The 14,250-nt window shown below is 37.5% G+C and carries 15 protein-coding genes; 5 read left to right on the top strand and 10 right to left on the bottom strand.

Annotated features, from left to right (window positions below; all coding sequences use genetic code 11):
- Positions 1 to 220: 220 nt before the first annotated feature.
- Positions 221 to 1,180 carry a hypothetical protein gene (locus GVN22_RS03800; RefSeq protein WP_166549726.1) on the bottom strand — a complete coding sequence of 320 codons (960 nt, stop codon included), beginning with the start codon at positions 1,178 to 1,180 and terminating at the stop codon, positions 221 to 223.
- Positions 1,181 to 1,204: 24 nt separating this feature from the next.
- Complete coding sequence (locus GVN22_RS03795) at positions 1,205 to 1,741, bottom strand: hypothetical protein (protein ID WP_166549725.1); 537 nt, start codon at positions 1,739 to 1,741, stop codon at positions 1,205 to 1,207.
- Between the two features lie 190 nt (positions 1,742 to 1,931).
- Here GVN22_RS03795 and GVN22_RS03790 point away from each other — a divergent pair, with 190 nt between their 5' ends.
- Positions 1,932 to 3,104, top strand: a complete 1,173-nt coding sequence (locus GVN22_RS03790) for an acyltransferase family protein (RefSeq protein ID WP_205690777.1) — start codon at positions 1,932 to 1,934, stop codon at positions 3,102 to 3,104.
- Between the two features lie 71 nt (positions 3,105 to 3,175).
- Here GVN22_RS03790 and gpmI read toward each other — a convergent pair whose 3' ends face one another.
- From gpmI to eno, 5 genes are all read right to left on the bottom strand, one after another.
- Positions 3,176 to 4,699 carry a 2,3-bisphosphoglycerate-independent phosphoglycerate mutase gene (gpmI, locus tag GVN22_RS03785; protein ID WP_166549724.1) on the bottom strand — a complete coding sequence of 508 codons (1,524 nt, stop codon included), beginning with the start codon at positions 4,697 to 4,699 and terminating at the stop codon, positions 3,176 to 3,178.
- A gap of 149 nt (positions 4,700 to 4,848) precedes the next feature.
- Positions 4,849 to 5,466, bottom strand: a complete 618-nt coding sequence (locus GVN22_RS03780) for a DUF1684 domain-containing protein (protein ID WP_166549723.1) — start codon at positions 5,464 to 5,466, stop codon at positions 4,849 to 4,851.
- Between the two features lie 57 nt (positions 5,467 to 5,523).
- The gene (locus tag GVN22_RS03775; protein WP_166549722.1) at positions 5,524 to 6,057 is read right to left on the bottom strand and encodes a low molecular weight protein-tyrosine-phosphatase; all 534 of its coding nucleotides are present in this window, start codon (positions 6,055 to 6,057) and stop codon (positions 5,524 to 5,526) included.
- Between the two features lie 66 nt (positions 6,058 to 6,123).
- The gene (locus GVN22_RS03770; protein ID WP_166549721.1) at positions 6,124 to 6,432 is read right to left on the bottom strand and encodes a septum formation initiator family protein; all 309 of its coding nucleotides are present in this window, start codon (positions 6,430 to 6,432) and stop codon (positions 6,124 to 6,126) included.
- Between the two features lie 209 nt (positions 6,433 to 6,641).
- The gene (gene eno, locus GVN22_RS03765) at positions 6,642 to 7,919 is read right to left on the bottom strand and encodes a phosphopyruvate hydratase (protein ID WP_166549720.1); all 1,278 of its coding nucleotides are present in this window, start codon (positions 7,917 to 7,919) and stop codon (positions 6,642 to 6,644) included.
- A 214-nt stretch (positions 7,920 to 8,133) separates the two neighbouring features.
- Here eno and GVN22_RS03760 point away from each other — a divergent pair, with 214 nt between their 5' ends.
- On the top strand, positions 8,134 to 8,847 hold the full coding sequence (locus GVN22_RS03760; RefSeq protein ID WP_166549719.1) for a thioredoxin domain-containing protein: 714 nt from the start codon (positions 8,134 to 8,136) through the stop codon (positions 8,845 to 8,847).
- 236 nt (positions 8,848 to 9,083) lie between these two features.
- Here the strand turns inward: GVN22_RS03760 and GVN22_RS03755 are convergent, their stop codons facing one another.
- From GVN22_RS03755 to GVN22_RS03745, 3 genes are all read right to left on the bottom strand, one after another.
- Positions 9,084 to 9,689: a hypothetical protein gene (locus GVN22_RS03755; protein ID WP_166549718.1), complete on the bottom strand. Its 606-nt coding sequence runs from the start codon at positions 9,687 to 9,689 to the stop codon at positions 9,084 to 9,086.
- A 41-nt stretch (positions 9,690 to 9,730) separates the two neighbouring features.
- Entirely contained in the window at positions 9,731 to 10,756 is a 1,026-nt protein-coding gene (gene thiL, locus GVN22_RS03750; protein ID WP_166549717.1) for a thiamine-phosphate kinase, read from the bottom strand.
- 105 nt (positions 10,757 to 10,861) lie between these two features.
- Complete coding sequence (locus tag GVN22_RS03745) at positions 10,862 to 11,326, bottom strand: hypothetical protein (RefSeq protein ID WP_166549716.1); 465 nt, start codon at positions 11,324 to 11,326, stop codon at positions 10,862 to 10,864.
- A 107-nt stretch (positions 11,327 to 11,433) separates the two neighbouring features.
- Between GVN22_RS03745 and GVN22_RS03740 the strand changes: the two genes are divergently transcribed.
- The 3 genes from GVN22_RS03740 (at position 11,434) to GVN22_RS03730 (ending at position 14,230) form a co-directional block, all read left to right on the top strand.
- Positions 11,434 to 11,664: a cytochrome b5 domain-containing protein gene (locus GVN22_RS03740; protein ID WP_166549715.1), complete on the top strand. Its 231-nt coding sequence runs from the start codon at positions 11,434 to 11,436 to the stop codon at positions 11,662 to 11,664.
- A gap of 78 nt (positions 11,665 to 11,742) precedes the next feature.
- Positions 11,743 to 12,591, top strand: a complete 849-nt coding sequence (locus tag GVN22_RS03735) for an acetate and sugar kinases/Hsc70/actin family protein (RefSeq protein WP_166549714.1) — start codon at positions 11,743 to 11,745, stop codon at positions 12,589 to 12,591.
- Between the two features lie 220 nt (positions 12,592 to 12,811).
- Entirely contained in the window at positions 12,812 to 14,230 is a 1,419-nt protein-coding gene (locus GVN22_RS03730; protein WP_166549713.1) for a TonB-dependent receptor, read from the top strand.
- Positions 14,231 to 14,250: the final 20 nt, after the last annotated feature.

Here is a 14,250-nt window from a genome sequence, read left to right as displayed (position 1 = left end):
TCCCGAATTTTGAAACCAAGATGATTCTGTAAACTTCATTAAAAAAGCGGTTGAAAATTGTTTTTCAACCGCTTTTTTAATAGCACTATGTTATCTCTGACTCCGTTTCAGAGGTAAAGTGTTACCTCTACTACTAGAATACATATTTTATAAAAATCACTCATGCCCTCAATCGCAACTCACTAAATCTGAGATAATTTATGCTTATTCAGATTGCGCTTTATCTTCCCACTCCTATCTCCCTCAAATCTTCTGCTAGCTTTGCAGAAAAAACCTCAGCTCCTTTTTTATTGAGATGTTGAGAATTATAAAACCATTTTTTCTCGAAACATAATGAATCGTTGGTGTAATCTAAGAAAACACAACCGTATTTATTGACAGCATTTTGACAAAGTGCATTGAATGCTTTTTTGTTTTTGTAAAAAGGCTGTACCTCATAGTATTCTGGGGCATATACCAGAATAACTTTTATCCTCTTCTTCTGACAAAACTGTAGGTATTCTTCAAAACTTGCTTTTACATCCTTTTCGATGATATAATTGATGCCCTTAGGATATTTTTTCTTAAACTTCTCAAACTGATTATCCCAAGGAATATCATTTCCTTGGAAGCCTTTGTATTTGTTGGTATGTGCTACATTTTTAGAGCCTGTATAACACTTAAAACCTTCCCAAGCTAAGTCCCAATCGTTGGCATACTTATACATAGGCATGTATTTCTGAAAACCATTAAACTCTCCTTTTATACCTGTTAGGTTATTGAGTAAAAGTGGCTCGTTGAGATAGGGTAAAAACTGTTGATAATCTACTAGATTTTTACGTTTAGCAAAACCATACAAATCCACATTATGCACAATGTATTTGGGGGCTTTATTATGTTCTAAATATAATTTAAAACGTGTCCATTGCATATCGAATCGCCATGCAGACATACCCAAATTATAAGAATTGAGATGTAAAGTAGTATCCAGAATATAAGGAGAAATATGAAAAGCTGCTCGTGAAGAACCCAATACCAACAAATCAGCATTGATTTTGGCATTGAAAAGCGCATTCCAATCGGCTAATACAGTATGGTCTGATTTTCGTAATCCCGAATCGACCATATAAGCCATTAGACTTAGTGCCAGTAATGGAACGGTGATAATCAAAGCTAGCTTAAGCCAAAACTTTTGTAACATACTAGAAAAATTGAAGATTGGATTTTACTGAATAGTTGCTTTGATTTGGTAAGCTTTCTTCTCACCAAAAACTAATTGTTGAAATCCATCTATTTCATAATGTTTCAATTGATTTTGCTCAAAATCTGCTTTAATTTCCTTTCGGGTTTTGTACAAATAATTTTCATCCGACAACAAAGCATATACTTGTCGAAGCTCTCCATTTATCAGAATCAACTTTATTTCCTTTACCAATTGTGTTTCAGTAGGCTTGAGCGTATAGGTCACCAAGGAGTCATTTTGGGTAACTTGATAACTATTCACAAAAGCAGGCTTGTTTAAATCTGCTTGAATAAAAAAGTCTAATTCTTTCTCCCAATCCTGAATCACCTTTGTTTGTGTATCGGCAGTAGCGCCTACCTTTACTGATTTTTGAACAGCAGGTTTGCGTTGTGAAAGCTCTTTGATTTGCGATTCGAAAGTACCTTTTAAGTCAAAATATTTAAGACTGCTTTGCTCTACTTGCTGATTACAAGCTATTACAGAAAGCATTAAAAATAAACTAGCTAGAATGTTTTTCATGATACAAAATTAACACAAAAGCCTTTTATGTCGTTCCTTCTTCTCAGGTAATAATTCTTTGTCTGAATTATTACAACCATAAAAGATTTGGCACCAATAAAATTTCTTCGTATTTGCACTAACGATTCAGCATATTACCTATCAGAAATATCTTGGCATTTAGGTATATTGAGAGATAATCCCTAAACAAATGACATCTCAAAATCGACTTGCCTCCGCGGACATCTACCGTGGATTTGTCATGCTACTCATGATGGCCGAAGTACTACATTTCGGCGACGTTTCAAAAGCACTTCCTAGTAGCTCTTTCTGGGCTTTTCTGGGACATCACCAAGACCATGTCGAATGGGTTGGTTGTGCTTTACATGATTTGATCCAGCCTTCATTTTCCTTTCTTGTTGGTGTGGTATTGCCATATTCTGTAGCAAACCGACTCAGTAAAGGAGGCTCTTTTAGTCAAGCGCTTTGGCATACTATCAAACGCTCACTCATCTTAATTGCTCTTGGTATCTTTTTACGTTCCCAATACAAAACACAAACGTATTTCACCTTTGAAGATACTCTTAGTCAAATTGGCTTGGGATACACCTTTTTATTTATACTTGCTTTTCGTTCACAAAAAGTACAAATAATAGCCCTCATTACTATTCTGATAGGATATTGGTTAGCGTTTGCGCTCTATCCCTTACCTGACGCCAACTTCAATTATACCGATGCGGGTGTTACGAAAGATTGGGAATATAACCTATCAGGTTTTGCTGCCCATTGGAATAAGAATACCAATTTGGCATGGGCTTTTGACCGTTGGTTTCTCAATCTTTTTCCAAGAGAAAAACCATTCTTATTTAATGGAGGTGGTTATGCGACCTTAAGCTTTATTCCTACATTAGGAACGATGATATTGGGTTTATTGGCTGGTAATATCTTTCTGTCGAGTAGCTCATCTCAAGAAAAGTTGAAGCGTTTTTTAATCTTGGGAATATCGGGTATAATCTTGGGATTAGTATTAGATGCTTTGGGAGTATGTCCAAATGTCAAAAGAATCTGGACACCTACTTGGGTAGTTTTTAGTGGTGGTTGGTGTTTTTTGCTATTGGCATTTTTTTATTGGGTCATCGATATGAAGCAATCTACAGATGCCTATTTCTTAAAGGTTATTGGAATGAACTCTATAGCAGCCTATTGTATTGCTGATGCCTTAGGTGTTTATATCTCAAAATCACTGAAGATTCATCTTGGTGAAAATTACGCCAGTATTTTAGGGGATTCATACCAGACCTTAATCCATGGAGGATTGATGTTACTGATTTATTGGCTGATTCTAAATTGGATGTATAAAAAGAAGATATTTATAAGGATATAGATTTCCCATAAACAACAAATCCCCGTGTAAATCTTATCTACACGGGGATTTGACAATATATTTTCAAGAAATTACAACAAGCTTACTCCTGTCATTTCTTTTGGTTGAGCTACGCCAATCAACTCCAAAATGGTTGGAGCAATATCGCCCAATTTACCATCTTTGATTGGATTGCTGTATTCGTTATCTACCAAAATACATGGCACCAAGTTAGTTGAGTGCGCTGTGTTTGGCGAACCATCTTCGTTAATCATGAAGTCTGCGTTACCGTGGTCAGCAATAATGATAAAAGAGTAACCATGTTTCAAACCAGCTTCTACAACCGCTTGAGCACATTGATCTACAGTTTCGACAGCTTTAACTACTGCTGAGAAAACGCCAGTATGACCTACCATGTCAGGGTTCGCAAAGTTCAAACATACGAAGTCTACCTCTTCTTTTTCCAATTCAGGAATCAAAGCATCACGTAATTCAGGAGCAGACATCTCAGGAGCTAAATCATAAGTTGCTACCTTTGGAGAAGCACGTAAGATATTAGTTTGTCCTACGAAAGGCTCTTCGCGACCGCCAGAGAAGAAGAAAGTAACGTGTGGATACTTTTCTGTCTCCGCCATACGGATTTGCTTTTTGCCTGCATTTTGCAATACCTCACCCAATGTCATTGGAATATTGCTATCGTCAAACACTACTTTTACACCTTCAAATGACTTATCGTATTCTGTCATTGTCAAGTAGTACAAAGATAGTTTTTGCATATCTTGCTCAGGGAAATCACGTTGCGTTAGGGCTTGCGTAATTTCACGACCACGGTCAGTACGGAAATTGAAACAAAGTACCACGTCTCCTTCAGCAATAGTTGCCACAGGAGCACCATTTTCTTCTATGATAATTGGCTTGATGAACTCATCAGTTACACCAGCCTCATACGAAGCGGCAATAGCATCAATTAAACCAGAAGCCGCTACTTTTTCACCAGTACCTTTTACCATGGCATCATACGCCAACTTCACACGCTCCCAACGGTTGTCGCGGTCCATTGCATAATAACGTCCTGTTACCGATGCGATTTTTGTACCTGTAGTAGCAATATGCGCTTGCAACTCAGTCAAGAAAGCTATACCCGATTTCGGGTCAGTATCACGACCGTCTGTGAAAGCATGAATATAGGTCTCTGCTACTCCAGCTGTGTTAGCCGCAGTACAAAGCGCCTTTAGGTGATTGATATGAGAATGAACACCACCGTTTGACACCAAACCGATTAAGTGTACTTTCTTACCATTTGATTTTGCATATTCAAAAGCCTCTGCCAATACTGGCTCTTGAGCCAATGTACCTTCGTCAACTGCTTTGTTAATTCTTACTAAGTTTTGGTAAACTACACGACCTGCACCCAAGTTCATGTGACCTACCTCTGAGTTACCCATCTGACCAGCTGGCAAACCTACAGCCAAACCTGAGGCTTCCAATTTAGAATGTGGATACTTTGTATATAAAGAATCCATGAATGGCGTTTTAGCGGCTTCAATCGCCGATACTTCTGGCTTAGTACCGATACCCCAGCCATCCAAAATCATTAATACGACCTTCTTGTTCACGTAATTTTTTGGTTAATTGGTTATTATTATTTATTCAAGTCGAACTTTGTGAAGTACGACCTTCAAAAGGGATTTTTATGCAAGTTAATCCTTTTTAGGGAAAATAGTCTTCGACTTACACTCAACTACCCTATCATTGCTCACTGGAATTAGTGATTATTGCTCTTTTCTTTTAAAAACAATTTTTCGCCTGCTTCTATTCGAATAGGTAGATGATTTTCCTTAGGAGGAATCGGGCAGCTATATCCTTCACTAAAAGCACAATAAGGATTGTAAAGTTTATTGAAATCCAACGCTATTTTTCCATCCTTAATATCCTTTATGCTTACATCTAAGTACCGCCCAGCACCATAGGTTTCCTTACCAGAAGTTTGATCTTTTAAAGGCACAAACAAGTAATCTCGATACTTTGGTATTTGCATTAGGGCCAAACTACGGTAGATATTCAGCTTTAAAGCTTTACCGTTAATAGCAAAACTTACTTCTCCATATTTGATGTATTCCTTAATTTTTCCATTAGAAGTAGGAAACTTGAATATAGTCCCATCACTTATTTTGGAAAAACGCCCTTCGACTTGGTAAAGTGAGTCGGGCTGGTAAAACTGGAGATACTGTAAATCATCTGCTTTGAGAGGACTATTGGCTTCTTCTAGAAACGCTTTTTTATATTTTTCACGAAAAACTTCCACCGAATCCTTCCATGCTTGTGCATGAGTATGAGTGGCAAGGCATAAACCTACGAATAAAAGACAGAGTTGCTTCACCATAAATTTCGGTTTTTAGACATTACATGAAACGTCTCAATTTTTCTATATTCCAATAACTTATTGCAATCCATGTGTTCTAACCAAAAAATCTAAAAACTCCTCCGCACAACGACTCACAATTTGATAGACATTTTCAAAATCTTCATTTTGCCCATAATAGGGATCTGGAACTTCTGGAATTTTATATTCAGAGGAATCTATTGGGAAATCTCTGTTCGGAATAGCAACCTCTGGATCGAAACGACGGTACATAAAGCAAATATCGTCGGGTTGATGCATCCCTGTAGCTCGGTATGAGATAGACTGGATGTTGTCCATGTTGTAGTCATCCATACCAACGATATAATCAAATACGGAGAAATCTTCTCCAGTCAGTTTACGACAACGATGAAGTAATTCGATGTCATGACTACTAGCATTTTTACGAGTGCGATGATCAGGCAATTCGCCAATGTGATAGCTATGCGTAGCCGCTGAATCGCATTGGATTACTCTTTGTAAATTTCTGTTTTTTACAGCACGTCTGAATGTTTCCTCCGCAATCGGCGAACGACAAATATTTCCAGTACAAACAAACAGGACTTTAATCATATAGTTCAAAAAAGGGTAATAATATTGAGGGGTTGTGATTCTACTCAGTTTTGTTTCAGAGATATATTACTTCTCAACAGGCTGATTTTCATCATCTACTAAGATGTATATTTCTTCTTTAGGTTTTTTCATTAAATATTTTTCTCTAGCGTATTTCTCTATCAACTTTGGATTACCCAACACCTCTTCACGCTCACGCTGAACATCCTTGAGTTTTTCTTGATAATAAATTTTTTCATCTTCCAAACGACCCAATTCTCCTCGTCTTTTGAACTGTGTCCAAATATCATTATCGTCAAAAACTAGCATCCACCCTGTCAAAGCGAGAAAGCTTAATGTGTAAAATCGGTATTTTGTGAACAACAAACGTATCATAGGATTATATAGATTATTCAATCATGTAAAATTATCATATTTATTTGGCTATCAGTAAACCGAATCAGAGAAATTACGCTTGTTGGCAGGCTACTATCAGGCTACGACCTAAAAACTTAAGAAGTCGACGATAGAGCTAACTTTGTTGAGGTAAAAAAAAAGACCAGCAAATTGCTTTGCTAGTCTTTTTGTAAATATGGTTTTTCCAATTAGAATTTCAAACCTGGGAAGTAAGCGTTAGCGCCTAATTCTTCCTCGATACGAAGCAATTGGTTGTATTTAGCCATACGGTCAGAACGAGAAGCCGAACCAGTTTTGATTTGACCTGTGTTCAATGCTACTGCCAAGTCAGCAATTGTAGCATCTTCAGTTTCACCAGAACGGTGAGACATGATGTTTTTGTATGAGTTACGTTTAGCCAAGTTGATTGTATCGATAGTTTCAGTCAAAGAACCGATTTGGTTTACTTTCACCAATACAGCGTTAGCTACACCTTTTTCGATACCCATTTGCAAACGTTTTACGTTAGTTACAAATAAGTCATCACCAACTAACTGGCATTTGCTACCAATTAATCTAGTTTGCTCAGCCCAACCAGCCCAGTCATCTTCAGCCATACCGTCTTCGATAGAGATGATTGGATATTTGTCAACCCAAGTTTTCCAGTAAGCAGCCATCTCCATAGAGTTCAATTGCTTGCCATCAGATTTTTTGAATGTATAAAGACCAGTTTCTTCGTTATAGAATTCAGAAGAAGCAGCATCCATTGCGATGAAGATTTCTTCACCTGGTTTGTAGCCAGCTTTTTCGATTGATTGCAATACGATTTCGATAGCCTCCTCGTTTGATTTGATGTTTGGAGCAAAACCACCTTCGTCACCTACGTTTGTAGAATAACCTTTAGATTTCAATACACCTTTCAAAGCGTGGAAAACTTCAGTACCCATACGCAAAGCGTGAGAGAAAGACTCAGCTTTTGCAGGCATTACCATAAACTCTTGGAAGTCGATTGAGTTATCAGCGTGTGAACCACCGTTCAAGATGTTCATCATTGGTACTGGCAAAGTATTTGCGTTTGTACCACCTACATAACGATAAAGAGATAAACCAGACTCTTGTGCTGCTGCTTTAGCTACTGCCAAAGATACACCCAAGATTGCGTTTGCACCCAACTTGCCTTTGTTAGCAGTTCCGTCGAGTTCAATCATCAATTTGTCAATAAGGTTTTGCTCTGTTACTTCGATGCCTAGAATTTCCGCAGCAATAGCCTCATTTACGTTTTCTACGGCTTTCAATACACCTTTTCCAACATAAACTGATTTATCTTCATCGCGTAACTCAACAGCTTCGTGAATACCTGTAGATGCACCTGATGGAACAGCTGCACGACCAAAAGCACCAGCTTCTGTGCGAATATCTACTTCTACTGTTGGATTACCACGTGAATCCAAGATTTGTCTAGCATGAACATACTGAATAGCACTCATCTTTTGTAATTTTTGTTTTTGGTTAAAAACTTGTGAATTTAGGGGAAATGATTCTTGAGATGTATCTCTAAATGAATTTGACTGTAAGTTCGTCAAATTTTCCTCTATCAACCCAGTAAAAAGGAATAATTTTCTCACAAAAATAAGTGTTTTTTCAAGATTCCTTGTACTTTTCCAATTGTTTCATAATCTATTAATGTCAATGCACAAAAAAATGAAAAATATTATTTCTAAAATTATATTATTTTCAATCGTTTATTTGGGATTTTATAGTTTTTCCCATGCACAAGTTTTGTCTGTAGAGGATTTTGAAAAAAAATATTCTGAATCTACTGGAGCTCAATTAATTGATGTACGTACTTCAGGCGAATATGGAGGGGGGCATTTACCCAAAGCAACCAACATTGATTATCGTGGAGCTGATTTTCAGGAAAAAATCAAAACTCTCGACAAAACTAAACCTGTCTTTGTCTATTGTTTATCAGGAGGACGAAGTGCCGCTGCTACAGAAGCGCTTCGTAAAAGCGGTTTTTCGCAAGTATATGACTTACAAGGTGGATATTTGAAATGGACTACCAAAATGAAACCAGTGGAAGGTATCAGTGCTACCAAGGATGCAAAAGCTATCACTGATGCAGAACTAGAAGCAATATTGGCGCAGCATTCGGTAGTAATTTTAGATTTTTTTGCGCCATGGTGTGGACCTTGTATCAAAATGATGCCCGCCGTAGAAAAGCTTTCCGAGGAATATAAAGGAAAGGTATTAATCGTAAAAGTCGATGCTGATGCCAATCGTGCTATTTTAACAAAATATCATATTGACGAAATTCCAACGTTTTTAATCTTCAAAGATGGTACACAAAAAATGCGTGCGATTGGGTATCAAGAAGAATCTGCTTTGAAAAAACTGTTTACGCAATATTTGTAAAAAGTAGATAATTTGCCATAAACATGAGTCATCTCTAATTGAGTGATTGAGCGGATGAGTGATTATGTTAAAATTTGTATTCTAGTAGTAGAGACGCAATGATTGCGTCTTGAGCTGAATAAAATCTAGTATAGTAGCATCAAAAAAGCGGTTGAAAAATATTTTTCGACCGCTTTTTTGATGAAAATTTGGAGAATAACCCTAATCTTAAAATTCGGGATGACTCATGTTTATTTTTACTTACAAACAAACATACTCACATAATTAGGAGAACTTGATGTTATTTGTTTCAGCTTAAATTCTACACCATCGTCTTGTAAAACATTCTCAGCGATACTTTTGAGTTTTCCCGCAATTTTTGATTCCTGTAACTCATGTCGAATCTGACAACTAGTTATTTTGAGAGAGCTTTTTTTAGTAGTTGACAATGCCGACACTTTCACTTCGTAGGAGGTTTTATCTTTCAATACATCCGCCAAATCTTCTGCTAAAGCCTTTTTAGGATTTTCATAAAAAATTTCTACCGTATATTCATCGTTCGATGATGTCAATGAATTATGTGAAACGGTTTTCTTCGGACTTGTCTTTTTAGGCTTAGACACCACGGTTGTATCCTCATCGGCATCGGGTTTCAAGATAGAGGATACTCCTGATACCACACCAAGTATAACTGTAACCCACATAAACAAGCGAATTGTCTTGATAATTTCAGGTCTGGGTTTTGGGCGACTACTTTCCCTAAATAACAAGAAGTAGGAAAGAATAAATGCAATAGCACTTAAACCTGTTACTCCGTATTTGAGGAAAGAACCTAATTCAGTAACATTTATCTGCAATAACATGGCTAGGAATGATTGGTTATTCAAAGGGTCCGTTGAAATTATTAGAAATGTTCGTAACCAGGAGAAGTCAATTTCACCAAATTACCTGATTTCATCATGATATGCGCACCTTCTACCTCGTTGGTGATATAACCTATTGGCGTGATTTCACTTACCTGCTCGATTTTCTGATAGTCTTCTTGACTTACTGTAAATAATAATTCGTAGTCTTCTCCCCCATTCAAGGCGGCTGTCATTGGGCTGAAATTCAATTCTGTGCCAGTCAAGTATGTTTGGTCATCGATTGGCATTTTATCTTCAAAAATCACTCCTCCAATACCAGAATTTTTACAGATATGAAGTAACTCGGCAGCTAAACCATCCGACACATCAATCATTGCAGTAGGAATTACATCTAAAGCCCTCAATTCATGAATCACATCCATACGAGCAGTAGGCTTCAGTTGGCGTTCTACAACATAATCTTTATCGCTCAATTCTGGTTGCATATCGGGATTTGCCATGAAAACCTGCTTTTCTCTTTCCAATACCTGTAAACCCATGAAAGCAGCGCCAAGGTCACCTGTTACACAAACAATATCCCCTTTTTGGGCAGTATTACGGTACACGATTTGATGCTCATCAGCAGTGCCAAGAACAGTAATAGAGATAGCCAAGCCGCCTCTTGAAGAAGAAGTATCTCCGCCAATCAAATCGATATTGTATTCTTCGCAAGCAATTTTGATTCCTTCATATAATTCTTCAATGGCTTCTACTGAAAAACGATTGCTCAAACCCAAGCTTACGGTTATCTGATTAGGAATCCCATTCATGGCAGCAATATCCGAAACATTTACGGCTACTGCCTTATAACCCAAATGTCGCAAAGGAGTGTAAGCCAAGTCAAAATGAACACCCTCCATCAACAAGTCCGTTGAAATCAATAATTTTTTGCCCTCTGTGTCTACTACAGCGGCGTCGTCTCCAATACCTTTGATAGAGCCAGATTGCACTATCGGAAATTTTTCGGCGATTCTTTTAATTAATCCGAATTCGCCAATTGTACTCAATTCAGTTCTTGTTTCCATACTGCAAAGTTAATCAGTCTTTTAGTGCCGAGCAATTTTGTACTATATCAAAAAAAAAGCCGTTCAAACTAGTCGAACGGCTCAATGATATGTATTGAGTTTGATTTAAGGATTGGTCAATTGATAATTTGCAATTGTATTACTTGCCTTAATATAGGCTGTTGCAGTTTCGAGTGTTACAGCGGCGGTAGTTGGTGTACCTACGATTTTGTAAGTCAATGTACCATTTGTACCAGTAGGAACGCCCGACGAGCTTGTCAAGCCAGAAATAGTCAAAGTTGTGTTATCTGTTGAAATAGACCATGTTCCTGTAAATGTCACTCCGTCTTTTTCCGTTAATTTAGCAGCTGTTTTGCTGGTAAGGTCTAGTTTATAATTGGCATAACCAGGGATTTTATTACTTGAAGCCGTTTTATCATAAACAATATCCGAACCTTCTTTTACAACTTTTGCAGTCCAAATACGTGTTAATTTTGCTTCTACAGTAGGTTCAGCCTCTGTACCTTTGCAACCCAAAAGTACTCCAGAGATTAATACAATTAAAGGCAATAGGGTCAATATTTTTTTCATAACAATTAAAATTTTTAATTTTTTTGATAAAAATAGATAAAATTAGTTGAATTCAACAAAGAGATAATGAATTTTTGCACCCAAAATTCTTCGACATTTACCGTATTATGCTACCAACCTTTACCAAATCACAACTCGCTTTACGCAACGGCCAAGACCGTGAAGAAATTTGGATTGCCTACAAAGGAGTCATTTATGATGTTGGCAAATCTCGTCTTTGGAAAAATGGTAAGCACTACGAGCATTGGGCTGGCCAAGACCTAACCTCTGAACTGGCTGATGCTCCACACAATGACGCCGTCTTCGAGAAGTTTACTGTAGTTGGTCAACTTACTTAGTCTGCATTTATTATGACTATTTTTTACTAGAAAAGGTTGTATGGAAGTTGATTTTCACTTCAAAATAAACTAAAAACTATGATTCTAATCGCAGACAGTGGGTCTAGCAAAACAGATTGGCGTCTTGTGGCATCCGATGCCAGCATTCAGCAAGTCAAAACTATTGGATTCAATCCATATTATCAAGATAGCACCTCTATTGCTGAGGAACTAAAACTTCAACTTTTACCTAAAGTTCAAGAATCCATAACACAAATTTATTATTACGGCACTGGTATTACCAATCTTGAAAAGTCTCAGGTCTTAATTGACGCCTTCAAAACTGTTTTTCCTGATTGTGACAGCATTCATGTTCACAACGATATGTTGGGAGCAGCAAGAGCCTTAGCTGGGCATCACAGTGGTATTGTGTGTATTCTGGGTACGGGGTCTAATTCATGTTTTTATGATGGAGAGCAAATTGCACATCAAGTTCCTCCATTAGGCTTCTGGCTTGGCGATGAAGGTAGCGGTGGGCATCTGGGCAAACAATTGGTACTCGCATATCTGCACAAGGATCTGCCTATGGACCTACGTGACAAGTTTGAGAAAAGATATGGCGCCAAAGACCGTTTGGAGATTCTGGATAATGCCTATCATAAGCCTTTTCCAAATCGTTATTTTGCCTCGTTTTCAAAGTTTTTGTTCGACAATCGCCAGCACCCATTTGTATATCGCTTATTGTTCGACGCATTTACCGATTTCTTTGAGAAATACCTACTTAAATATCCAGAAGTTAGTCAATATAAAATTCATTTTACAGGCTCTGTAGCCTTTTACTACTCGGATATTCTACGCCAAGTAGCTGCTAGTAAGGATTGTACCGTCGGTATTATTGCCGAAACACCCATTGCAGGACTCACGTTGTACCATCAACAAACTAATTAAGAAGGAGTTATGTTGTTTAAATATGACAATTCCTACACTATGTTAACCCAGTTTTTTGATTTCTAATTGGATTTTAATTCTGTTTTGATTTTCTGAAGATTTTTTGAATTAAAATTGTATCTTTTCAAGAAAATAGTTTAAAACTAGGGTTATTTATATAAATTAGTAGAGAATTTAGGTTATCTTTATACAACCAGTCACCGCAAACTATCAACTGTTAATGATTACTTACGATAAAAATTTAGGCACAAAACAAAAGGCTCTACGTATCAACTTAGACCGTCGCATTTACGGTTCTTTTGCTGAGATTGGAGCTGGTCAAGATGTGGCAGCCAACTTTTTTAAAGCTGGTGGTGCCTCTGGTACGATTGCCAAAACTATTTCGGCATACGATATGGCATTTTCGGATGCAATTTATGGCGAAGAAGCTTCGGGTAGATATGTGTGTGAACCGCGCTTGGTGAAGATGCTCAATCGTGAGTACAAACTCCTCAATGTTCGTCTTACAGAAAGTGCTTCAGAAAAAATGTTCTTTGCTTTTGCTGATACAGTGGCAGCCTTGAACTATCAAAAAACGAATGACCCTCATGGCTGGATTGGTCTACGCTTTCAGCTTCGTCCTGATTCTGAACCCAACGATGTAATTATCCACGTTCGAATGAAGGATAATGACAACATTCTTCAGCAACAAGCATTAGGCGTTATTGGAGTCAATTTGGTGTATGGTTGTTTCTTTTACCATGAGCAACCTGAAATCCTTTTACAGTCGTTGATGGACGACCTCCATACCGACCGTATCGAGATTGATATGATTCGTTTTGCGGGTCCTGACTTTGCTGATGTTGATAACCGTTTGATGTCTTTATATCTGGTAAAGAAAGGTTTTACAAATGCTGCATTATTTGGGCCTGATGGCAACGTAATGAACCCTTCAGAAGCATTCTACAAAAAACATATTTTGGCAGTTCGTGGACGTTTCCGTCCTGTAACCAATGTATTTGTGGATATGTTGAAAAAAGGTCAAATGCAGTTCGAAAATGAGCCTGATGTTGATGATGATAAGGTAGTTGTGTTATCAGAACTTACCTTACGAAGCTTACAAAGTGGTGATGAAGAAATTAATGAAAAAGACTTCCTCGACCGTGTAGATATTTTGTGTTCGCTTGGACAAACCGTATTGATTTCGAATTTTCATGAGTACTATAAGCTCATTTCATATCTAAACAGATTCACCCAGAAACGTATGGCATTGATTATGGGTATGCCTAACCTTGCCTATATTTTCGAAGAAAAACACTATCAAAACCTAACAGGAGGTATTTTAGCGGCTTTCGCTACGCTCTTTGGTCCTAAAATAAAGTTGTATTTATATCCAACGGCAGACACAGATGGAAATGTGGTTACCTCTAGAGAATTTAGTCCCCCTGCTCATCTTAGAGGATTGTTTCAGTATATGCTCGACAATGACAAATTTGAAGATGTATTGAATTACGACAAAAACCTTTTGAGTATTCACACCGATAGCATTCTAAAAATGATTCAGTCAGGTGAAAGTGGTTGGGAAGATTATGTTCCTAAAAGTGTTGCAAAAATGATTAAAGAAAACTGCTTATTTGGCTTTCCTTGTCAATTAGTATAACCATAAGAGCGAGCTACCTA

This window comes from Cellulophaga sp. BC115SP (assembly GCF_009905545.1).
Lineage (GTDB): Bacteria > Bacteroidota > Bacteroidia > Cytophagales > Spirosomataceae > Flectobacillus > Flectobacillus rivi.
The sequence above is the reverse complement of the archived record's forward strand: the minus strand, read 5'-3'. Positions and strand labels throughout refer to the sequence as shown.

Coding starts and splice junctions, on each gene's coding strand:
- GVN22_RS03800 (WP_166549726.1), bottom strand. CDS start 1,180: ATGTTACAAAAGTTTTGGCTTAAGCTAGCTTTGATTATCACCGTTCCA.
- GVN22_RS03795 (WP_166549725.1), bottom strand. CDS start 1,741: ATGAAAAACATTCTAGCTAGTTTATTTTTAATGCTTTCTGTAATAGCT.
- GVN22_RS03790 (WP_205690777.1), top strand. CDS start 1,932: ATGACATCTCAAAATCGACTTGCCTCCGCGGACATCTACCGTGGATTT.
- GVN22_RS03780 (WP_166549723.1), bottom strand. CDS start 5,466: ATGGTGAAGCAACTCTGTCTTTTATTCGTAGGTTTATGCCTTGCCACT.
- GVN22_RS03775 (WP_166549722.1), bottom strand. CDS start 6,057: ATGATTAAAGTCCTGTTTGTTTGTACTGGAAATATTTGTCGTTCGCCG.
- GVN22_RS03770 (WP_166549721.1), bottom strand. CDS start 6,432: ATGATACGTTTGTTGTTCACAAAATACCGATTTTACACATTAAGCTTT.
- eno (WP_166549720.1), bottom strand. CDS start 7,919: ATGAGTGCTATTCAGTATGTTCATGCTAGACAAATCTTGGATTCACGT.
- GVN22_RS03760 (WP_166549719.1), top strand. CDS start 8,134: ATGAAAAATATTATTTCTAAAATTATATTATTTTCAATCGTTTATTTG.
- GVN22_RS03755 (WP_166549718.1), bottom strand. CDS start 9,689: ATGTTATTGCAGATAAATGTTACTGAATTAGGTTCTTTCCTCAAATAC.
- thiL (WP_166549717.1), bottom strand. CDS start 10,756: ATGGAAACAAGAACTGAATTGAGTACAATTGGCGAATTCGGATTAATT.
- GVN22_RS03745 (WP_166549716.1), bottom strand. CDS start 11,326: ATGAAAAAAATATTGACCCTATTGCCTTTAATTGTATTAATCTCTGGA.
- GVN22_RS03740 (WP_166549715.1), top strand. CDS start 11,434: ATGCTACCAACCTTTACCAAATCACAACTCGCTTTACGCAACGGCCAA.
- GVN22_RS03735 (WP_166549714.1), top strand. CDS start 11,743: ATGATTCTAATCGCAGACAGTGGGTCTAGCAAAACAGATTGGCGTCTT.
- GVN22_RS03730 (WP_166549713.1), top strand. CDS start 12,812: ATGATTACTTACGATAAAAATTTAGGCACAAAACAAAAGGCTCTACGT.